Below are 22,753 nucleotides of genomic sequence, written 5' to 3'. Positions count from 1 at the left end.
CGTCACACCTTCTTCTTTGGTTTGAGTTTAATTGTCCGGAAAAGCAACTTAACAATGCCTGGTGCAGCAACAAAAAAGATAATAAACGCAATAATCATCCGAATAATTTCGCCTGGCACCTCTGCACCAAAGCTCATGCCTTGTGAACCATAGGTAAGGCCCCCAATCAGGGACGCGGAGAGGAATACGCCAAGTGCACTATTGCCGCCAAGCAAAGCTACCGCTATACCATCAAAACCGAGACCAGATGAAACCGAGTTGATCGCCACATAGTTAAACACACCTAAAACTTCAAAGGTACCAATCAAACCGCCAAATACGCCTGAAATAAACATCGTACGAACCATAACATTCGAAACCTTCATTCCTGCATATTTAGCAGCATCAGAATTAAGTCCAACTGCTCGCAGCTCATAACCCCATGTGGTCTTGGTTAAATAGATGTGATAAAAAACAACCGCAACCATCGCAATCAAAAATCCCCAGTGGATACGTGCGCCATCCATCAGCTCAGAGAGCCAGCTAATTTGAATACTGGCAGATTCATGGATCAAGGCAGATCGTTGTGTACCTGCTTGCGGAATGAACGTACGAATAATGTAATTCGCCAAATAAAGCGCAATAAAATTAAGCATGATGCTGGTAATCACTTCATTAATACCACGTTTTGCCTTAATATAACCCACAAGCGCTCCCCACATCCCGCCAAGCAAGGCGCCAACTAGGACAGCGAGCAGCGCATGCAGCAGAGGTGGCAGACTAAACTGTGTGCCTACTATTAAGGCACCCAAAGATCCCATAATAATTTGACCGTCTACGCCAATATTAAACATCCCGGAACGAAAAGCGATCGCTACGGCCAAGCCGCTCATAATGAGTGGAACAATGGTACGCAAGACTTCTCCAAAATCGTAACGGTTGCCGAATGTTTTATCGATTAGTGATTTATAGGCCAGCACTGGATCGTAGCCGCCGATCCACATAATAATTGCGCCTAATAGCAAACCCATGACAATGGCAACAAGCGGGATAAGTGCAGATTCACGTTTGAAAATACTCATTATTTTATTCATGGTTGCCTTCTCCCTTCTCCTTCATGCTTACCTGCCATCATCATTCCTAATTGCTGATCATTTGTTGTTTCTGGCGTTGTTTCTCCAACAATTTGTCCGCCGAATAGGACCAGAATACGGTCTGCTACATTGAGTATTTCATCCAACTCAAACGAAATAAGCAAAACAGCCTTGCCTTGATCACGTTCTGCGATTAATTGTTGATGCACAAATTCAATCGCGCCTACGTCCAGCCCTCGCGTAGGTTGAGCGGCAATCATGACCTGCGGATTTTTATCGATTTCGCGTGCGATAATGATTTTTTGTTGATTTCCTCCTGACATCGAACGAACGGATGTATCAATGCCAGGTGTGCGTATATCGAACTCGTTCACTAAACGCGTTGCCATGTCATCCATCGTTTTCTTATTAATGAAACCATGCTTGCTTATTTCTGGTTGATAATACGTTTGTAAAATTGTATTTTCACTGACAGAAAAGTCCAGAACGAGTCCATGTTTATGCCGATCCTGCGGAATATGTGACATTCCCGCTTCAGAAATAGTACGCGGTGCAAGATTGGCGATGCTTTTACCTTGTAACCAAATTTCACCTGAACGAATGCTTCGCATACCCGTTAAAGCTTCGATTAGCTCGGACTGACCATTGCCGTCTACACCAGCAATACCGACAATCTCACCCGCACGTACAGAGAAGCTGAGATTATTAACCGCGGCCTTGCCATTAGTACCTTGAACCACCAATTCTTTTACTTTTAATAACGCTTCTTTCGGTTTAGCTGCTCTTTTTGCAGTCTTAAAATTAACTTCTTTACCTACCATTTTTTCTGCTAATTGCTGCGCATCGGTCTTAGCAACTTCCACACTTTCAATCCGCTTCCCGCGCCGAATAATAGTGCAAGTGTCCGCTATTTCCATAATTTCCTTAAGCTTATGTGTAATGAGAATAATAGATTTGCCCTCAGCCACAAGACGCTTCATAATAGCCAGTAATTCTGTGATTTCTTGTGGAGTTAACACAGCAGTCGGCTCATCAAAGATTAGAATATCAGCTCCACGGTACAGTGTTTTTAAAATTTCTACACGCTGCTGCATCCCTACACTGATCGATTCAATGGTTGCCATTGGATCAACATCCAGCTTATAACGTTCAGAAAGTTCCTGGACTTTTTTGCTTGCCCCTTTAATATCAATCTTCATACCCCTTTTGGGTTCCATCCCGAGAATGATATTTTCCGTTACCGTAAAGGGCTCTACCAATTTAAAATGCTGATGCACCATCCCAATCCCGAGCTCAATCGCCTTGTTTGGACTATCCATCAGCTCATGTTTCCCATTCACATGAATTTCACCTTCGTCTGGCTGATATAATCCGAATACGATACTCATTAGAGTGGATTTCCCTGATCCGTTTTCTCCGAGCAAAGCATGAATTTCTCCACGCTTTAATTGCAAGCTAATCGAATCGTTGGCGACTACGCCGGGGAATCTTTTGGTTATTCCTTTCAGCTCTAACACGACATCTGTCTTAGTCATATAGGACCCTCCCCAAAATATTCGTCCCCTCCCTATTTAACAGTGATAGAAGAGGGGACGACATCGCATTATTTTTCCGGCACGACAATTTCACCATTGATTATTTTCATGCGATATTCCTCGACCTTTGCAAGAACCTCCGGCGCTACATTAACATCCGAATTAGGAGCAATATCGACTCCGTTTTCTTTGAGGCCCATTAATGTCACTTTACCCGTCGGGAAATCGCCTTCAGCTAATCTTTTTGAAGCTTGGTAAACAGCCTCATCCACTTTTTTGATCATCGAAGTTAACGTAACATCATCTCCGAAGGTTAAAGATTGATCTTTATCCACACCAATTACCCATACTTTTCCGCCCTTGCTGCCCCGTTCCTTCGCTTCGTTAAATACACCATTGCCTGTTAGTCCTGCTGCATGGAATATGATATCTGCACCATCGTTATAGATTGTAGAGGCCGCAGATTTCCCCATATCTACCCGGTTGAATAGCCCTGTATAGTTAACGATTAATTTCGCATCTGGATTTACAGCTTTTATTCCTTCACGGAAGCCAGCTTCAAATCGCTTAATAACGGGAATTTCCATGCCGCCTACAAAGCCGATTTTATCCGTTTTCGTCGTTAATCCTGCAATAACGCCTACGAGGAACGCGCCTTCTTGCTCCTTAAAGGAGATAGCTGCTACATTTGGCAGCACGATATCAGAATCGACAATTCCAAACATCTTATCAGGATTTTCTTTGGATAGCTGTGTTATAGCATCAGCTAAAGTAAAAGCAGTTGCCCATGTTAAATCATAGTTTGCTTTGACAAATTGGTTTAAGTTAGGAACAACTTCACCATCTGTTTTTGGTTCCAAGTATTTCACTTCAAAGCCAAAGTCCGTCTTTAATTTCTGCAACGCTTCCCAAGCACTTTGGTTAAAGGATTTATCATTTACACTGCCAAGGTCAGTTACCATTCCGACTTTCAGCTTTTTAAGCTCTTGTTTATCGTTCGTACCTGCAGCCCCTGCGTTACCCGTATCGCTAGAGGTTTTGCTGCCATTTTGACCGCATGCTGTTATGACTAGCGTAAAAATCAGTATTAAAGGCAATAATGCTTTCAATGTTCTTTTCATTGTGAATTCCCCCTAATGTTTTGTTCCACGCAATGGGTTTGATTTACTAAAAATTTCAAGAAGCTTTCTCCGATAGCTGGTTTAGTTACCATGAAATTTTCTGCAATCGTTGCAGCTAAATCAGCAAACGTGTTTCTTATGCCAATAGAAACGCTTTCCTTTGCTAACGATGGGCTGTAGATCAAAATAGGTACGTATTCACGGGTATGATCAGTTCCAGGCGCGGTTGGGTCGTTGCCATGATCAGCCGTAATGATAAGTAAATCGTTGTCGCCCATTTGCTGCATGAGCTCTGGTACATAGTGATCGAACTCTTCCAAGCAGTCAGCGTATCCTTTAGGATCGCGACGATGGCCATATAAAGAATCAAAATCAACTAAGTTTGTGAATAACAATCCTTTAAACGGCCGATTCAGAAGCTTGATCGTCGCCCTAATGCCATCCAAATTGCTCTTTGTTGGATAGGATTCACTAATTCCTTGTCCTGTGAAAATATCGTTGATCTTCCCGACTGAAATAACATCGAGACCTTCATTCTTAAGATGATCAAGTACTGTTTCTCCGAAAGGTTTGAGTGCATAATCATGCCGATTAGGTGTACGCTTATAAGCACCTGGCTCACCGATGTAGGGTCTAGCTATGACTCGACCAACTACATACGGATCATTCAAAGTCAACTCACGTGCAATTTCACATGCATAATACAACTCCTTTAATGGAATAACATCCTCATGAGCTGCGATTTGGAATACGCTGTCTCCGGAAGTATAAACAATCCATGCGCCCGTTCGGAGCTGCTCTTCTCCGTACTCGTCCAAAATCTCAGTTCCAGAAGCTGGCTTGTTTCCAATCACCTTACGACCTGTCATGGCTTCGAACTTTCCAATCAATTCAGCTGGAAATCCATCGGAATATACTTGAAAGGGTACCTTTACCTCGAGCCCCATCAGTTCCCAGTGACCCGTCATTGTATCTTTATTAGCGGACACCTCCGCCATCTTGCCATAGCGTGCTAGAGGATGATCCACTTGCGAGATCGCAACCATCGGTGCAATATTACCTAGTCCCAGAGCTGTAAGATTTGGTAATTTCATGTCTGGTACCTGTTCGCAAATATGCCCTAATGTATGGCTGCCTTCATCTCCGAAGTCCGAAGCATCTGGTAAAGCACCAATACCAACACTATCCAGCACAATCACGCTTATTCGCTCGAATTTCATAAATACACCTCAATTCTCATTAAAAGCTAAGGCAATACATTGCTATTTTCCATTCGATCCATGCTACAATACGTTTCTAGCCGTTTCGCAATCTCTTACCTGAGAGTTGCTTAAATATTGAAATGCGAAAGGAAAAATACTTATGATTGACAACATCTCAGACATCTCGATTTTCTCGGACATTCCTAAAGATGAATTGCCAAAAATAACCTCATTACTCAAGGAACGAAGATTCAAAAAGAATCATGTTCTAATGTTTGAAAATGACCAAAGTGACGAGGTTTATCTTATTCGCTCAGGTATGATCAAGGTTTATCGCATGTATGAAGGAAAAGAAGTCGTTCTCAGTATTATTAGTGCTGGCGATATCGTTGGAGAAGTAGAAGCCTTGTCCAGCGACAATCATCGGATCTCATCCATAGAAGCCATAGAAGACGTCAACGTTTGGCTGTTGTCAAAACGAGATTTCCTACAGCTAGTGGATCAATATCCTTCCATCCTGCGAAACGCTTATAAAATACTTGTAGAGCGAACTCGAATGCTCAATCGTATGATTCGTTATTTGACCTTCCATGACGTACGTGGAAAAGTAGTTAATCTCATTCTGGATCTCTATTACAACTTTGGAGTCGCAAATGATAACGCATACAAAATTGACTTTAAAATTAATCAATCCTTGTTCGCCAACATGCTCGGAGTCACACGAGAATCCATATCCAAAACGCTCGGTGATTTTCAAGCCGAAGGACTGATCGACATTCGTGATAAGTATTTATACCTCCTTGATAAGGAAATGTTAGAATCGATCTGTAATGAAACGGAAGAGCTGCCTAGACTGCGCAAGTGGCATACCCTTTAACGATGCCGTGCACCTTATATTACAAATGACAGCGCTTTATTTCCGTTACTGTGCTAACAGTTATTCTGTGAACCAGTTCACAAAAGTAAAGTAATCCCTTTAACATCATGTGGATTTGAACCGTGCTATGATTCTCGTGCATTCTTTTTTGTGATATACGATAAGAAACATTGGAGGGAATTCACATGAGTTTTCATATTGAAGCAAAGATTGGCGAAATTGCAGAGTCCGTCTTATTACCTGGAGATCCGCTGCGTGCAAAGTATATTGCGGAGACCTTCCTCGAAAATGTCGTTTGTTACAACAATGTACGTGGCATGTTAGGCTTTACAGGCACATATAAGGGCAACCGAGTATCGATTCAAGGTACAGGAATGGGTATGCCTTCTGCGTCCATATATATTCATGAATTGATCAACGATTATGGTGCAAAAAATCTCGTTCGTATCGGAACATGCGGCGGTATTCAAAATGATGTTAATCTCCGCGATGTTCTTATTGCGCAAGCAGCGGCTACCGATTCGGCTATCATTCGCAACCAATTCCCTGGATTTGACTTCCCTCAGATTGGAAGCTTTGATTTAATTAAGTCCGCTTATGAAATTGGAGAAGGCAAAGGCCTTAACCTTCGCGTAGGAAACGTTCTTTCTTCTGATGTTTTCTACACAGAAGACAAAGATGCCGTTATAAAGCTAGGTCGGCATGGTGTGCTCGCAGTAGAAATGGAAACAGCCGCACTTTATTATTTAACAGTCAAATTCGGCGTAAAAGGCCTTAGCCTCCTAACGGTAAGTGATCATATTCTTACTGGAGAGCAAACAACTGCACAAGAGAGACAAACCACCTTCAACGACATGATCGAAGTCGCGCTAGAAACTGTGGCTAAATAGCTCTCATACTTATTCTCAGAAACCTTTCACAACTCAATAACCTATGCATTTAATTAAAAAAAGAGCTCGATTCCCATTCGGAATCGAGCTCTTGCTCAAAATAAAAAAAACAGATCAACCTCCTAAGAGGAATGACCTGTCTTCATAAACTGACTTATTTAATTCCTTGCTCCGTTACGTAAGCTTGCCATTGTTTCGTGTATTCTGCTTGAATTTTCTCAAGTCCAGCTTGTTTCGCTTTTTCCATAAATGTGTTCAAGCCATCGTCTACACTTTTCACAAGTCCAGCATTAAGCGGGAACAGGTATTGCTTCTCCACTTGCTCAAGCGCCGCTCGCTCTGCTTGGTATGCTGTGTAATCTTCAGCGAAGCCAGTAAATTTATCAGGCACTTGGATTTTATCAAGCTCGTCGAAGATCGCTTTTACGCCGTCATAGTTTTTGTCGAACAGCATGTACTCCGGGTTTCTCCAAGCCCAACCGTTCATGCCCTCACGAGGGAAGCCGTTGGAGTTTGAATCGCCGATCATGGAGTAGTAGCCGTTTTTTACTTCATAGTTTTTGCCTTCAACGCCGTATTGCGTAAGCATGTTATAACGTTTGTCTGTAACTAGCTTCTCGTAGAAAGCAAGCGCGCGTTCTGCGTTTTTACTGCTAGCTGGAATAGCGAAGCCGTTGTGGATCGCGTGAACTGGTGTTGCAATACCGTTTGTTTTCGGGAATGGGTGGTAGCCAAGCTTCCAATCCGGGTGAGTCGCTTGAATTTTGATAACCATGTCATTGAAACGAGTTGGGTTATCGCCAAGAACAGCTGCTGCTTTACCGCTTGTAATTTGATCCTGCAAAGTATCTTTAACAGCCAACACGTTTTTCACCATGTAGCCGTTATCCTGCCAACGCTTCAATACAGTCAAATCTTCTTTTTGCTCGTCAGAACCCCAGTAGGAGTAAACCTCGTTAGGCGTTGCATATTTGATGCCGATACCGTAAGGAAGCGCGCCGACAGGAGAGTGTGAAATACCTGTGAAGCGGTCCATAAGGTTTGTTTTCACATCAGAGTTCATCGAAAGCGGTGTAACCGTTGGTTCGTTTTTCTTGATGCCATCTAGATACTGCTCGAATGTCGGGATATCCACAGGCGTAGGCAGATTGTATTTCTCGCGAAGATCTTCGCGCCATACAAAGCCGTCTGTTACATACTCTTTGTAAGTAGCCGGCACCGTGTAAATTTTACCGTCGATTTTTACAGCTTCCCACATATCAGCAGGTACATAAGAATTAAGCGTAGGCGCTGCCGCAGGAAGAATTTCATCAAGCGCTTGGAATGCGCCTTTCTTCGCATACGATTGGTATTGCGTCCAATCAGCTGTGAAGATCAAGTCAACCTGTTGACCTGAACCTAACAGAAGCTTGTACTTTTGATCCCAATCTGTCCATGAAGTGTAGTTGAATTTAACTGTAGCATTCAAATCTTCCAATGCCATTTGGTTAACTTGCTCTTGAATCGAAGCGATATCTTTAGGAGCATCACCTAGCATATAAAATTGCAATTCCACTTTTTTCGAAGTGTCGAGTGCTGTTTTTTCTCCGCCTTCGTTTGTCGTGCCTTCTTTGTCTGTCGGAGCATTTGCAGCATTGCCGCCGCTATTTCCATTGTTGTTCGATCCGCAAGCTGCTAATACTGTAGTAAGTATGATGATCGATAGAAACATTGAAACTGCTTTTGCTGTTTTCTTAATCATGTGAATCCTCCCTTTAATAAGTTCTTATCTATGTTAGCTAAACGCGGACTATTAATCCCATGTCTAGTTCTAACCTTTTACAGCGCCGATCGTCAATCCTTTTACAAAATAACGCTGAACGAACGGATATAGGAATAGGATCGGACCCGTTACGATAATGGACATCGCCATCTTCGTCGATTCGGTTGGCATGTCAGAGCCAAGCGAGACGCCAGTTCCTGAGCCCATTTGTGCGACAAAGCTCATCGCATTAATGACGTTGTACAAGTAATATTGCAGCTGGTACTTGGACGTGTCGTTAATAAACAACGAGGAAGTGAACCAGTCATTCCAATAATGAAGCGCCAGGAACAATCCAACGGTTGCGATACCCGGCATCGACAGCTGAAGCACAATGCGGCTATAGATCGTGAAGTCGTTCGCGCCGTCAATCTTAGCGGATTCGATAACCTCATCCGGTACTGCGGAGCGGATAAAGTTTTTCATCAATATAATAAGGAAGGGCGTCATAAGGCCCGGCAAAATCAATACCTCAAGCTTGTCCGTCAGCTTCAAGTATTTAGTCATTAAGATGTACCAAGGTACAAGTCCGCCGCCAAACAATGTTGTGAAATAAATCATGAAGGCGAAGAAGTTGCGGTATTTGAAATCCTTACGCTGCAAGACATAACCAGCCATCGTCATTAGGAACAGGCCAAGTGTCGTTCCGATAACCGTTGTGAAAGCCGTCACGCCATAAGCCGTCAATACCTGCTTCGGAAAGCGGAACACCGTTGCATATCCCTCTAATGAGAACACAGTCGGAATCAGATTGTAGCCATCTCGTATAATCGCCTCATTTTGCGTGAAAGAAGCCGAGATGATGAGCAGGAAAGGAAACAAGCATGCTACGGTTGAAATGAGTATGACTACAAAAGCAATAAGTCTAAACCACTTCATATAATTGTCGTCTTTGATTTTCATGGGTACCTCCTACAGTTAGCTGATATCGGTTGCTGCGGTTCGTTTAGAACAACGCGTATTCGTCATTGATTTTCTTGATGATGTAGTTGACGGTCATGATGAGAACGAAGCCGAATAGCGATTGGTAAAGACCTGCTGCTGTCGACATTCCGATATCAAACGTCACCTTCAGGGAACGATACACATACGTATCGAGAATATCTGTCGTATTGTAAAGTACACCGTTATTGCCGATCAGTTGGTAGAACAAGTCGAACTGACCTTTCATGATCGTACCTAGTGCGAACAGCAGGAGCATAACAAATGTTGTCTTCAGCATAGGAACAGTAATGTACCAGATACGCTGGAAGATGTTCGCGCCGTCAATTTTGGCAGCCTCATAATATTCCTCGCTGATCCCTGTAATCGATGCCAGATAGATGACCATGCTGTAACCGATATTTTTCCACAGGTAGAAGATGATAATAAGGAATACCCACACCCAAGGTGTATTGTATACGTCCACTGCATCGTATCCGAGTGACTTCAACGTCGAGTTCAGAAATCCACTTTCGTAGTTGAACACGTTGTATACGATGACACTAAGAATAACGAAGGAAACAAAGTATGGAAGAAACATGATCGATTGCGTCAGCTTCTTAAACCAATGCAAGCGCAGCTCACTTAGAAGAATGGCCAGCGCAATGGCGAGCACGTTTCCGAGTAGAATAAATACGATGTTATAGCCGACCGTATTTAAGGTAAGTCTTGCGAGAACCCCCGATTTCCATAAAAACTTGAAGTTGTCGAGCCCAACAAATTGGCTGTTGAACAAGCTTGTGTTGAAGTCGAACCTTGTGAATGCATAGTAGATACCTACCATAGGTACATACGAGTTAATAACGAAAAAGATAAGCGCCGGCAATAACATAAGGAAGAGTATACGATTCGTTACAAGCTCCTTAAGCACTCCATTTTTTTTCAACATGCAGATGATGTCTCCTCTCAAAGCGTTCTTTTCTGTTTTGTGTTGTCTGCTGTTCTCACTGTACGGCTCGCCCCGTTTGGAAGAAAGAGTAAGAAAGCAAAGTTAGTGAACGAATTAGCGTAATGAACAGTGAACGATTTAAACTTTTATGTATAAATTAGCGGTTTCACTAGCATTAGGCATCAAAAAAACCACGATATCGTCTGCTCGAACTGCTTTTTCGAGACGAACGAAGTCGTGGTTTTTAAGATAATGAATTATGGTTTTTGCAAAATCATGACGCCATGCGGTTCTATTTCTACCGTCTCGCTCACCTTGCGGCTCGTTAACAGGTCGATATAGCTCTCATTTCCGAGTGAAATTGTCGATTGGTGGCTATTATGATTCAAAACGAAAGTATACACTTGACCATCCTTAACTCTCTGAGCGAGTTCAACACCTGTTGCTGCTTCGAATGGAGCCGCGATCTGATGTTTTTCACACAACGTTTGAATCAAGTTGCCATATTTCTTCCGGCCATTGATCGGGATTATAGTCTCCCCCGTACCAGATCTGCTTTAGCTTCGTATTTATCATTTCTTCACGGTCCCTTCTGCCCTTAGCATCGAATTCCGTGACATTCTAACGGATACGGGACCTTCTTGTCATCTTAATTGGAGCGTTTCGCCAATAAGTTCACTCTGGTTTGTATTGTTCACTGCGTTAAATCAGGTTCATTCACCTTCATTTATTTGGTTCATTGCACCAAACGATGGGTGAATATTATAATGTTCATTGTATCAAGCAGTGATCTAGTGAAATATTCTAACTAATTGCCTGCTCGATGAGTGATTTACAAATCACATTAGGAAGCGCTTACTCTACCGGTATTATCCACACAAGTCTATAACGCTTTATATACATAAAGGGGGAGCTTGAATGCCAGCCGTTCAATTGAAAAACAACGGGAAATTATACAGTAAGCTTCTGTTCACGATCACCTTATGCATCGTACTTACTTTATTAGTATCTTCCTTGTTCTACTTCTTCACTTATATGCAGATTGATTTGAAGAAAGCTTACCAATCCGATGTCAGTAATCTAACCCAAACAAGCAAAGAAGTAATTAGCATGACTGAGAGCGCACAGTCACTCTCTTTCCAAATCTATCGAACCTTCACTATTTCTAAGCTCATGTTCTACAACGAGCCCAACATTTATGATGAGACGGCAGCCATGAACGAGCTGAACAACTACTTGAGCTCTATGCCTTTCATTGAATCCATCTATGTGTACAATTCGGCTAACGGTCTATTCTACACAGCGAGCCGTCATGGAGAAGGGGGGACGTTCAGCAAAGAGCAGCTTGCAGATAAGGGGATACTCGATATTCTCGAAAACTTTCAGCAGTATAAACCGTTCACTCCTATTCCGAGAACCTACCCAACTACTACTCTGGCTGGAGAGCAGCTTACGAAGGCTTATACCTATTTAGGTTATGATGCCATCGGCAAAACACAAACGATTAATTCTGCCGTTATCATTAACATTTCTTCCGCTTGGATTAACAAAGACATCGGCATCAATAAGAGCGACAGCGAAGGTAAATCCTATATTCTAGACAATCAGGATCGTCTGCTGTCAGGTGACTCACTTTTATCCAAATCATTAAACGAAGCGGATAGCTCCTTCATCAGCAAAAATATTAGAAACAAAGAATCCGGTTATGTTGTAGCCGACTTCGAGGGAAAGAAATCTCTCATCTCTTATACCTCTCCGGATTCATTGGACTGGCAGTATGTACGTGTTACACCATACAAACAAGTAACCAAAGCGATCTATTCCATTCGCAACACTACAATTTTAATTGCTGTCGTTATTTTGGTCATTGGCCTATTTATCTCTTGGCTGCTTTCTCGCATGCTCTATCGACCTATCCGTCAGATCATGAACAAAATGAGCATACTTGAAACAGAGAAACGCAATAGCTCCTATACGATTAGGCAAAATATGCTACGCAGTCTGATCCAAGGCTCGCAATCACTGCAAACGAACGCACAGCTCCAAAAGCTGTCGCAAGTCGGAATTACCTTTGACTTTCATTCACGCTATCGTGTTGTCCTATTAAAAATTGACGAGCTTGCTGCCTTGAAGGAAACGCGCGGCGATGATCTTCATGTCTACAAATTCGCCATTATGAATATTAGCTCCGAGATCGGCGTTAGCGATTATCGCGTGGAAACTGTCGATATGGATGCCGATTATGTCATCATGCTTCTTGGCCGCCAAGGTGACTCGGGTGAGTCTGATGATGAACAACTGAGGACTATGCTCATGAAGATCCAGCAATCCTCATTAGATTATTTGAAGATTGGTCTCTCTATCACCTACAGTCCTGAAGCGATGCAAGCAGCGCAGCTCTCAACTCATTACAGACTGGTGAAAGAAGCAGCGCAGCATCGGTTATTTTATGGGCATAAGTCGTTAATTAATGCCGAGGACATCATATCCCTGAAATCGAAGGAGTATATCTTCCCGGCTGACAAGGAGCGAAAGCTAACCGATGCCTTAATGACCTCCAAGACAGAGGAGGCGAAGAAGCTATTCGCAGAAATCGTCCAGGAAACAGCCGAGTATCCCATCCATGTGGTTCAGCTGGCGATCTCGCATCTGACGATGACGGTAAACAATATATTGTTTACGATTCAGAAAAACAACAGTTTGGACGTCGAGGCAAGCCTCAGCATTCAAATCCCGACGCCGGATCATTTTGAAACAATTAACGAGCTTAATGAAGTGTTCTTCTCCTTGTTCGATGACATTCAGATGAAGCTTTCCATGAAACGCTCGACGAAGCAAGGGGATCTCATTCGCAAAATTAATGACCTTATCCATGCGGAATACGCAAATGCGAATCTCAGCTTGAACTGGCTAGCCGATGAACTAGACATGTCTTCCATCTATTTGAGCAGGGTATACAAACAGCAGACGTTAACGACTATAGTTGATGTCATTAATAATGTACGTATGGAACGAGCTAAGGAGCATCTGGAAAACACTGATTTGTCGATCGTTGATATCGCTGTGAAGAGCGGCTATACGAGCAGCTCCTACTTCCACCGGATGTTCAAGAAGAGCTTCGGCGTAACCCCTTCTGATTATCGGAAGACAAAGACTGGTTAGTCACTTGAGAAATTGATTTGTATCAGTTAGCATTGTGATGGGAAACCAATCTTAAGTATTGGGGATGTGTATACGAGTGAAACAGAACAAATATGATAATTCAATTTTCTTTGATGCATATAAGCAAATGGCACGCTCAATCAACGGACTGGAAGCGGCAGGAGAGTGGCATGTATTCCAATCGTTATTACCAGATTTAAGTAATAAAAGCGTACTTGATTTAGGGTGCGGCTTCGGCTGGCATTGCTTATACGCTCGGGAGCAGCAAGCAAGTTCTGTGATTGGTGTTGATATCTCTGAGAAAATGCTTCAAAAGGCTCGGGAACAAACAGATGACCCTGCTATATCCTATTTACAAATGCCGATTGAAGACATCGAATTCTCACCTTCACAATTTGATGTCGTAATCAGTTCATTAGCCTTCCACTACATCGAATCCTTCGAAGCCATTTGCCAAAAAATATATGATTGCCTGAAACCGGGAGGCCATTTTATTTTCTCTGTAGAGCATCCTATATTTACATCTCGCGATGTACAAGATTGGCATTACGATGATCAGGGAAACATTCTGCACTGGCCAGTAGATCAATATCAGTCAGAGGGATTACGAGACACATCGTTTCTCACAGATAACGTAATTAAATATCATCGTACGATTTCAACTTATATCAATGACCTTATTGGAGCTGGGTTTGTTTTAAAAACAATCAAAGAACCTATGCCTTCCGATGAAATGCTCAAGAATAACCCTATGATGCAAGATGAAAATCGCAGACCTATGTTCTTAATTGTTTCAGCAGTGAAAGAGAATGCTTCTAAAGTACTTCGCAGCCTATAAACGGTGCACTCACCAGTGCGTTGGACGGGTAAGGGATGGCGGCAGCTTCGTATTGGTATCTCCCTTCGCGGCGTTGAGCTGAGGTTGGGTAAGAAAAATACTGTCTGTGAGATTTGCGCCTCTCAGGTCTGTGTCACGGAAATCAGCTCCGATGAGATCAGCCATTCTAAGATCTGCGCTTCTGAGATCCGCAGCAATAAGGTATGCCCCTCTCAGGTTGACTGCTCTGAGATCAGCACCCTTCATCCTTGCTCCAATGAGGTCTGCTCCTCGTCCGAATGCCTTCTTATTATCTTGCTTCTTTTTCTGCTCGCGATTGGCCTCAGCCCGAACGAGCTCGCTCGTCCGCAACAACAGCTCATTAACATTTGCTCGGTGCGCTGCCACATCCAGCTCCATAAGAGCGTCAGGACTAAGACAAGTCAGACGTTCCGTCTCTTCGAGTGCGAGGCGAAGATCACTGTGAATAGAACGGGCGGGCTGATATGTCAGCGCTTCGTTTAAATACCAAAGCAGCTCATGAATTTGTTTCATGACCGGGAACACCTCGAACATTTGCTTCGCGGTATCTGGTTTTTTCCTCCAGTCGAGTCCACCGAAGGTAACATTAGAAACCTGTTGTCCCGCCCCGAAGCAGTCATACACGGTACAGCCTCGAAAACCTCGCTCTCTCAGGGTAGTATGGACGCCGCAGCGGAAGTCCAATTGCAAATTGTTGCACGCTTGTCCGGCATTTTTGTCTACTGCAAAGTCTATCGAAGCTGAGAATGGCAGCGCCACGCAGCACAAGCCGAAGCAGTTCTCGCAATCAGACTGCAGACTGTTTCGGCTCCTCTCAGAAACTGATTCTAAATATTCGTGATTCTCCATTTATACTTCTCCCTCTGCTATAGCTTGTTCCTTTATTCTTACATACTATTACTGTATATTTTTTCCGTCAATACCGTGATGATATATCAATAAAAGCCGAGCATCAGCAGCGACATCCTGCACACACTCGGCTTTTGGGCATGTTTAGTTTATATCTTCCTCATTAATCCCACCGGGTCAAAACGATCGGACCTTCCTTCGTAATAGCCACTGTATGCTCAAATTGTGCTGCCCATGCACCATCTCTAGTGCGCGCTGTCCATCCATCCTGTGCAATAAATACATCCGCTCTTCCAGCTGTAAGTATAGGCTCTATCGTTATGACCATGCCTTCTTCAAGGGCAACACCTTGACCAGGCAACCCATTATGCATAACCTCTGGAAATTCATGCATGCATTTGCCAATACCATGCCCTACGAAAGCCGTGACTACCTCAAAGCCAGATCTCTCCGCTCTCCTTTGTACCGCGTAACCGATGTCCCCTAAACGATTGCCAAGTACAGCTTGCTTTATTCCGTCGTTCAACGATTGTTCTGCTGCAACGAGCAGCTTTTCGGTAGCCGAATTCGTCTTGCCAATCGCGTATGTCCATGCAGAATCAGCTTTCCATCCGTCCAAATCAGCTACCATATCAATAGTAACTATATCACCAGCTTCAAGCGGTTCTGAGTCTGGGAAGCCATGGCAAACAACCTCGTTAACAGAGGCACACGTAGCGAATGGATATCCCTTATAGCCTTTCTGTGCCGGCGTCGCCCCTCGATCCAGCATGAATCGTTCAACGAACCGATCAATTTCTTGTGTTGTAACGCCCGGCGCTATCCGTTTGGAGAGCGCTTGATGACAGGCAGCGACAATACGACCAGCTTTACGAATACCTCGAATATGTTCCTTCGTTTTCAAATCCACTGCCATGTGTGTCCTAACCTCCTCAAGGTTTTACGTAAGTAAAATCAACTTCGAAAGCATTGACCTAGATTTTACATAAGTAAAATCCACCTCTATGATAACGAGTAGATTTGTCTATGTATAACTTATTCGGGAAAAGGGAGACACATGCCCATATATATGACAAAATTATGACCGCACTTCATATTAAGTTTATATTTCCTTCTAATAATCGAGATGGTAATCAATGATCGTATCATTCACAAGCAGCTTCGTCCCATCTATGCTTTTAATACCGTCCGCAGGCAAAATAACAATTAGAACCGCAGTATCCGCCGGTATGGTGATCATCGTTCCTCCATTAATATTTTCACAGATGTAAGTATGTGTTATCGCATCATAGATATCACATGCCTCCTCTCCAAGCTCCACACTCACACGTTTCTCTTCTTCATAAGGGTTATAGTATAGGTATGTTGGAAAGGCGTCACTTCTGAAATAATCCGTTCGTAAACAGTCCAAACGCAGGATTGCGGGAACATTCGTACAGGAGATTGTTCCACCGAACATACCGACATGGGAGGAGCCATAGAGACCGAGATCGATAGATCCCCAGCTGTAACGAATAGCGTCTCCTGTCGCATAGGGACTTTGGTGATCCCATTTTTTTCGCAACCCTTCATAGGCAATAACGTGCTTCGGATCACTTCGGAAGAAATGGCAGGATTGTTGAATTGCCGGCAAAGCATCTGGATAAAACAATCTGGCATTATTGGCCGCATTCAGCATCCATTTCCCAATATCGCGGGCAAACCTTGCATCGTACCGTACAAGAGGAATCAAGGATGCCGCAAGAGAAAAAGTATTGGCTGCAAATGCGTATCCGCTTGAGTCCTCATGATATTCATTCGTTGCATTGTCCTGCATCTGGTCCCAGCGCTGTCCGAAGTCCGTCAAGCTTCCGCAGAGACCATGAGCGTCGTACTCTCCCCATCTCTCCGCAATAACGCCCCAGCCGTTACGGCATGCGCTATCACCGTCGAAGCACCAGTTCAGCATTTTTGCAACGTCGTAATTATACCCCAGCTCTGCGTTCATCCGAGCTGCAGTATAAGCACCATACGGCAGAAGAATCTCATAAAACGGGTTATCTGTTGACCGCTGCAAAAAATCCATGCACCATTCTGCCGCTTCCAGGTGACGAGGATTTCCCCATTTGACATAGGCCATGTACTCCATCCATGCAATGCCTGCTGCCGCCTCCGGCTCCTTCCACTTGCCATTATCGACAGGTTTCTTAAGCTTGAAATTATACGATAGATGATTGAAATCAGCTGCTCCATCTTTACCACCTAATTCATAACAAGCTTCGTACCATTTATCAGCCGTTTGCTGCATGATTTGCTCCAGCTTACCTACTCTAGGATAAAAATGCGTAAGCGAATAGATTAGAACATGGGGATAAACCTCATACCAGAAGCTGCTTCCCGTATTCGCATCCGTACGATTCAAGACCAAATTCTCGCCGTTATCCGTATTGTAATAGCATTCACACATCTCTACCCAGTTATGTCCATTTTGGTCGCTCTTATCAATACCGGCTATCGTTGCCCCCAGCACAGCAGTCACGCAATTTATCGCTTCATGATTAGAAGCATCCCTGGGGGCTCCAATATAGGATGGGAGGGCAAAAGCAGCCCTTCCCGTGTTTTTACCTGTTTGGTCCCACCAAATGAGCGGAAAAAAATCACCTTTAGCTTCAAAATTAAAGATTAGCTCGTCATAATCAGCTGCTACCTGCTTCCAATCTCTCATATGGAAGGGGGTCGGTAAGTTAGGCATATGTTCCACTTTTCGAATCATAGTGTAGTCACCTTTCTAGGTAAAATCAATCCAGATCGCGGTTTTATCGTCAGATTTTTTGACACGCGGAAAGTGAAGACAGTGCGGATCTCCTTCTTCAAGCTGAATGAGGTGCTGAATGTAGCCTTCAAGTCCCGTAGAGGATACGAAGCGAGCGGTTTCTTCCGCATTTGCCGGCTCGTGGCCGATTGGCTTCGCATGATATAAACCATCCGACATAAGCAGCAGCGTTTTTAATTTAATATAGTTAATTTTCCCACTCTCTATGTATCGAGACAAATCAGGATCACCATTTAGTACAGCGTAGCCTTCCTGCGTGTTAGCGGTATGGCGGCCGCTAACGATTTGAGGCTTTACATAATCCCATAAGTCTTCGCTTGATTGAAGACCAGCTTCAATCCCTTCCGCCCAAAGCGCTCTTGTCTTATTGTCCACATGCGCTAGTTGATCATGTGTGACAGTTCGAACCGTGCCATCCTCATACTCGGCAATCAGCATACAATCCCCTGCTTGTGCGTATTCAATGAAGTTGTCGCCCATACGAATCAGAACGGCACATGCTCCCCACAATTCTTCCTTACGATCCGTCTGAATGCCGTGCTTCATCATTTCTGCGCGTAATTTCCTGTTTGCTTGCAGCAAAGCTTCCGCTGGGCTCCACTCTTTATTCGAGGGGCTTTGCATCTCTTGTAAATATTCAGATATGATCTGCGCGGCATAATATCCGCCAGTCTCGCCATGCTCACCCTTAAAAGGCGCAAGCGAAGTGGCTCCATCAATGACTCCATACATATTTAACGAAGGATTTATAACAAGCGCATCCTCATTCCAAGGACTGCTGCCTTTCACAGATATCTTAGTTAGCTTCATGTCATTTTCTCCTCCTCATAATCAAAACAAACATAAGACCTCCCGCTGTTCCAATAGCTATCATTGCATATAGCCACATAGACAGACTATCGTCCTTCTCATAAGAAAGCTCGAATGAACGAACACCCGCATTCGCCTTCTCAGCCCCTTCCGCAAGAAACCACAATTGCATCTCCACCGTTAAGACCGGATTTCTGGCAACATCGACAGTCATGAACGGTGAGCTAATACCCCCTCGATTAAGGATACTATCCTCCTGGATAATGGCGATTTCTTGATCAATAACATAGGCAATATCCGGATGCATCCGCCGCATTTCCTTCATTACATCCAATATAAAATGACCTGTTTTCGTTCCGTCCGGCTTCGCTGCCCAAGCAGGCGATCTTGACGTTCTGTTCGGTCTTATAAGGATTATAATACAGGAAAGTCTTCGCCGTGCTTATAAAAAAACACCCGCCGTTACAGGAGTTTTTGCACTCCATTGGCGGCAGGTGTTTCTTCATGTTAATCATATAAATGATTACAATTATTTAATAATCGTGTTAATTTTATCAATGGTGCTCTTCACGGCTGTATTCACGTCTTCACCTTTTTCGATCGCTTGGGTCAACTTCTCCCAAATCGCTCCATCAATTTCACCTTGCTTCGGCTGATTGTTGAAGCCCCTTGCTATTTCAGATGCTTGGCGAATGGTTTCAACTGCATATACTTTTTCTGGGCGGCTTGTTTTAATAAGATCAAAACCACTTTTTGTAGGTGCTACTACTTTCCATTGATGAACGGCGTTCGTCATGTCTACAAGTGCTTTTGCCGCAATCTCCGGGTTTTTAGTGGAGCTTGCCATTGCCGTAACTCCGATCCAGCTAAACGTTACATTCTCTGTTCCATGCGGAGGGATAACCATGCCGACTTTGAAGTTTGCCGTTTTTTCGAAATCATCGCCTGCACCTCCTACGAACATAGCTACTTTTCCTGTTTTAAACATATCGCCGTTACCCATAGACTCGGCTTGAGCGCGTGCCGGAGCTATACCTGATTTGATAATGGATTGATACATTTCCAAACCTTTAATCGATTCAGGAGAATCTAGTGTGATGTTCCCTGTTTTATCAAATACATCGCCGCCATAAGACCACGTGTACATTGCTGTTGGGATATTGCTCAGCAAAGCGCCCCATTCGCCGTCTTTTGTCAATTGTTTTCCGGCTGCAATAAAGTCATCCCACGTCCAGTCATTTGTAGGAAGCGCAACGCCTGCTTTTTCGAACATATCTTGATTGTAATAAAGCATATACGGTTGAGAAATCCACGGCAGTGCATACAATTGCTCTTTGTATTGCCCTACATCAATTGTACCTTGGAAATAATCATCAGCTTTATAATTGCTTAATCCAGAAAGATGCTCATCAAGCGGAGCGATAGCGCCCAAACTCGCATATTGCGCTATATATTCTTGGGACAACCACATGAAATCTGGTGATTGTTTACCTGCAATCATCGTTTGAAGCTTCTGATAATAGTCAGCCGGAATGCTTTGTACTTCGATTTCATAATCTGTCGCGCTTGTATTCACCTTCGCTACCAAATCTTCAAATTCTCTAAGCTCTTCCGCTCCTGCCCAAGTCGCTACTTTCAGCTTTACTTTTCCAGCAGGCTGATCAGTGCTTGCTGGTTCTTTGCCCTCTGCATCGCTTTTCTTTGAGCCGCCGCAAGCAGCTAAGACTACCGTTAATGCCAGCACCAACACGAGAAGAATTCCAAACCTTGCAGTTACATTCTTTTTCATGTGAGAGTTCCCCTTAATTTATATTTGAAATGATTCCGACGGTATCGTCAAAAATCAAGCTTCATCCTGATCACAAATGCTTAGCCCTTAATTCCGCTTAACTTGACGCCTTCTACAAAATGCTTTTGAGCTAGGAAGAACATGATAAGCACCGGAAGCAGAGCCAGTATTGATCCTGCCATAAGGGGACCCCATTCTACTTTCATAACCCCTTTAAACATGGACAAACCAAGTGTCAAAGTGAATTTGTCTACGTCATTCAAATAAATCAACGGACCCAGCAAATCGTTCCAGCTTCCTTGGAAAGAGAAAATGCCGATCGTAACCAATGCTGGAATAGATAATGGAAGGAAAATTTTCAGAAAAATAGTAAAGCTGTTTGCTCCATCGATAACCGCCGATTCTTCCAGATCCTTCGGAACCGAGTAAAAAAACTGCCGAAGAAGAAAGATAAATACCGGTGCCCCTCCAAAAAAGCCGGGCACAACAAGCGGCAGGATTGAATTGCTCCAACCAATTTCACTAAAACCGATAAACACCGGAATCATCGTTACTTCACCTGGAAGCATGATAGTGGAAAGCACCAGCAGAAACCATATGTTTTTTCCCGGGAAGTTGAACCTTGCAAAACCGTACGCCACGAGGGCAGAAACAAATACATTAGATAACAGTTGAAAAAAAGTGATGACCAGCGTGTTCTTAAAGAGAACAAAAAAGTTGATTTCTGTAATAGCCCTTGCGTAGTTTTCCCAATGCAACCCATCCGGCAAAAACTGAGGAGGGATTTGAAAAATGACATCTCCTGATTTTAATGAAGTAGAAATCATCCAAAGCAGCGGAAACAAGGTGCTTATGGCGAAGACTCCGAGCAAGACATATAACATAACGCTGCGTAAAATCCTCATCTTCTTTCTTCCTATCCCGTAAGAGACCATTCATTTCACCTTCCTTTCCGCTTTTTTGTTTTGGCTTCACTCTCGTAGTAAACCCAAGCCGAGGATGACTTAAATGCGATCAGCGTAAGAATCATGATAATGACGAATAATATCCATGCCATTGCTGTTGCATATCCCATTTTGAAAAACTTGAATGCATTCTCATACAGATAGATCATATAAAAACGACCCTCGTTGTCCGCACCGCCAATAATATAAGCATCCCCAAATTTACGCATAGCACCTACAATACCCATTATGAGGTTGTAGAAAATAACCGGCGTCAGCATCGTCAACGTAATATGCTTGAATTTCTGGAAGCCATTTGCCCCGTCAATATCAGCAGCTTCATATAAATGTCCGGGAATATCCTGCAGACCAGCGAGATAAGTTAGCATGCCGCCTCCCGCTCCCCACACCACCATCATTAAGTAGGAAGGCATAACGAGTGATCCTTCTGTTAACCAGCCCAGCGGAGCAATACCGACCTTGGAGAGCAGGAGATTGATAAGTCCAAAGTCCGTGTCCAAGATCCATTTCCACAGCAAGGAGATGGATACCCCAGAGACGATAGCAGGTAAATAGAGTGCCGTTCGGAAGAAATAAACCCCTTTTACCTTTGTATTGACCAACATAGCGATAAGCATTGAAGTCGCAATGCCCAAAGGTACGGATATGACGGCAAATTTGATTGTCACCCACAGTGCTTTGCGGAAATCCTCATCTTTAATTAAATCTGTGTAATTTTCAAAGCCAATGTACTTTGGTTTGTTGAACGTATCCCACTCGGTTAAGCCTACATAAAAAGCAAAGATGAGCGGCGCGACCGTAAATATAAGAAATCCAATGATCCACGGAGATATATAGATATAACCCGTAAATTTTTTTGAACGCACATTCTCTCCCCCTATAAATCATTTATTCAAATCAGCATGACAGCCAACCAAACAAGATGAATTGTAATGTAAATGTAAACGTTTTATATCCTTATTTTAAATTACTTTTTACATTTGTCAACATTATTCTACAAAAAAATCATTGTCTATTTCATACACTTGTAATGTGATTTTGTAATGTTAAGTCATGCGATATTCAGAAATCATATAGAGGCTGTATCTTATTTTGAGTGCTAAGAAAAAATAGAACAGAAAAGAAAACAGTCTGTTCG

20 protein-coding genes are annotated in these 22,753 nt (G+C 43.3%); 4 read left to right on the top strand and 16 right to left on the bottom strand.

Annotated elements, in window-relative coordinates; all coding sequences use genetic code 11:
- Window positions 1–2: 2 nt before the first annotated feature.
- The 4 genes from AC0YN6_RS25595 to deoB form a co-directional block, all read right to left on the bottom strand.
- On the bottom strand, window positions 3–1,073 hold the full coding sequence (locus tag AC0YN6_RS25595; RefSeq protein WP_475750455.1) for an ABC transporter permease: 1,071 nt from the start codon (window positions 1,071–1,073) through the stop codon (window positions 3–5).
- On the bottom strand, window positions 1,070–2,608 hold the full coding sequence (locus AC0YN6_RS25590) for an ABC transporter ATP-binding protein (protein WP_475750453.1): 1,539 nt from the start codon (window positions 2,606–2,608) through the stop codon (window positions 1,070–1,072). Before AC0YN6_RS25590 ends, AC0YN6_RS25595 begins: the two co-directional genes overlap by 4 nt.
- 68 nt (window positions 2,609–2,676) lie before the next feature.
- Window positions 2,677–3,729: a BMP family lipoprotein gene (locus AC0YN6_RS25585; RefSeq protein WP_475750451.1), complete on the bottom strand. Its 1,053-nt coding sequence runs from the start codon at window positions 3,727–3,729 to the stop codon at window positions 2,677–2,679.
- Complete coding sequence (gene deoB / locus AC0YN6_RS25580; protein WP_475750449.1) at window positions 3,726–4,949, bottom strand: phosphopentomutase; 1,224 nt, start codon at window positions 4,947–4,949, stop codon at window positions 3,726–3,728. The genes AC0YN6_RS25585 and deoB overlap by 4 nt, the downstream gene beginning before the upstream one ends.
- Before the next feature lie 142 nt (window positions 4,950–5,091).
- On the opposite strand from deoB, the gene AC0YN6_RS25575 reads away from it, so the two are divergent.
- Window positions 5,092–5,808 carry a Crp/Fnr family transcriptional regulator gene (locus AC0YN6_RS25575; protein WP_475750447.1) on the top strand — a complete coding sequence of 239 codons (717 nt, stop codon included), beginning with the start codon at window positions 5,092–5,094 and terminating at the stop codon, window positions 5,806–5,808.
- A gap of 185 nt (window positions 5,809–5,993) precedes the next feature.
- Window positions 5,994–6,698: a purine-nucleoside phosphorylase gene (gene deoD, locus AC0YN6_RS25570; RefSeq protein WP_475750445.1), complete on the top strand. Its 705-nt coding sequence runs from the start codon at window positions 5,994–5,996 to the stop codon at window positions 6,696–6,698.
- 154 nt (window positions 6,699–6,852) lie between these two features.
- Here deoD and AC0YN6_RS25565 read toward each other — a convergent pair whose 3' ends face one another.
- From AC0YN6_RS25565 to AC0YN6_RS25550, 4 genes are all read right to left on the bottom strand, one after another.
- Window positions 6,853–8,445: an extracellular solute-binding protein gene (locus AC0YN6_RS25565; RefSeq protein ID WP_475750514.1), complete on the bottom strand. Its 1,593-nt coding sequence runs from the start codon at window positions 8,443–8,445 to the stop codon at window positions 6,853–6,855.
- Between the two features lie 63 nt (window positions 8,446–8,508).
- Window positions 8,509–9,402, bottom strand: coding sequence for a carbohydrate ABC transporter permease (locus AC0YN6_RS25560; RefSeq protein ID WP_475750443.1), 894 nt, complete (start codon window positions 9,400–9,402; stop codon window positions 8,509–8,511).
- 43 nt (window positions 9,403–9,445) lie between these two features.
- Entirely contained in the window at window positions 9,446–10,369 is a 924-nt protein-coding gene (locus AC0YN6_RS25555; protein ID WP_475750441.1) for an ABC transporter permease, read from the bottom strand.
- Between the two features lie 257 nt (window positions 10,370–10,626).
- Window positions 10,627–10,866: a Beta-galactosidase C-terminal domain gene (locus AC0YN6_RS25550; RefSeq protein ID WP_475750439.1), complete on the bottom strand. Its 240-nt coding sequence runs from the start codon at window positions 10,864–10,866 to the stop codon at window positions 10,627–10,629.
- Window positions 10,867–11,287: 421 nt separating this feature from the next.
- Between AC0YN6_RS25550 and AC0YN6_RS25545 the strand changes: the two genes are divergently transcribed.
- Window positions 11,288–13,531, top strand: a complete 2,244-nt coding sequence (locus AC0YN6_RS25545) for an AraC family transcriptional regulator (protein WP_475750437.1) — start codon at window positions 11,288–11,290, stop codon at window positions 13,529–13,531.
- A 76-nt stretch (window positions 13,532–13,607) separates the two neighbouring features.
- A complete protein-coding gene (locus AC0YN6_RS25540; protein ID WP_475750436.1) occupies window positions 13,608–14,369 on the top strand; it encodes a class I SAM-dependent methyltransferase in 762 nt (253 codons plus the stop codon).
- A 9-nt stretch (window positions 14,370–14,378) separates the two neighbouring features.
- Here the strand turns inward: AC0YN6_RS25540 and AC0YN6_RS25535 are convergent, their stop codons facing one another.
- From AC0YN6_RS25535 to AC0YN6_RS25500, 8 genes are all read right to left on the bottom strand, one after another.
- Window positions 14,379–15,239 (bottom strand): pentapeptide repeat-containing protein, encoded by an 861-nt coding sequence (locus AC0YN6_RS25535; protein WP_475750434.1) that lies wholly within the window; start codon window positions 15,237–15,239, stop codon window positions 14,379–14,381.
- A 163-nt stretch (window positions 15,240–15,402) separates the two neighbouring features.
- On the bottom strand, window positions 15,403–16,155 hold the full coding sequence (gene map / locus AC0YN6_RS25530) for a type I methionyl aminopeptidase (RefSeq protein WP_475750433.1): 753 nt from the start codon (window positions 16,153–16,155) through the stop codon (window positions 15,403–15,405).
- Window positions 16,156–16,353: 198 nt separating this feature from the next.
- Entirely contained in the window at window positions 16,354–17,991 is a 1,638-nt protein-coding gene (locus AC0YN6_RS25525; RefSeq protein ID WP_475750431.1) for a hypothetical protein, read from the bottom strand.
- 15 nt (window positions 17,992–18,006) lie between these two features.
- Window positions 18,007–18,861: a protein phosphatase 2C domain-containing protein gene (locus AC0YN6_RS25520; protein WP_475750430.1), complete on the bottom strand. Its 855-nt coding sequence runs from the start codon at window positions 18,859–18,861 to the stop codon at window positions 18,007–18,009.
- A gap of 1 nt (window position 18,862) precedes the next feature.
- On the bottom strand, window positions 18,863–19,177 hold the full coding sequence (locus tag AC0YN6_RS25515) for a hypothetical protein (protein ID WP_475750428.1): 315 nt from the start codon (window positions 19,175–19,177) through the stop codon (window positions 18,863–18,865).
- 213 nt (window positions 19,178–19,390) lie between these two features.
- Complete coding sequence (locus AC0YN6_RS25510; protein WP_475750426.1) at window positions 19,391–20,650, bottom strand: ABC transporter substrate-binding protein; 1,260 nt, start codon at window positions 20,648–20,650, stop codon at window positions 19,391–19,393.
- Between the two features lie 80 nt (window positions 20,651–20,730).
- Window positions 20,731–21,555 (bottom strand): carbohydrate ABC transporter permease, encoded by an 825-nt coding sequence (locus AC0YN6_RS25505; RefSeq protein ID WP_475750424.1) that lies wholly within the window; start codon window positions 21,553–21,555, stop codon window positions 20,731–20,733.
- A gap of 35 nt (window positions 21,556–21,590) precedes the next feature.
- A complete protein-coding gene (locus tag AC0YN6_RS25500) occupies window positions 21,591–22,481 on the bottom strand; it encodes a carbohydrate ABC transporter permease (protein WP_475750422.1) in 891 nt (296 codons plus the stop codon).
- Window positions 22,482–22,753 lie beyond the last annotated feature (272 nt).

The sequence above is a fragment of the Paenibacillus sp. J22P15 genome, assembly GCF_056269345.1.
The sequence above is the reverse complement of the archived record's forward strand: the minus strand, read 5'-3'. Positions and strand labels throughout refer to the sequence as shown.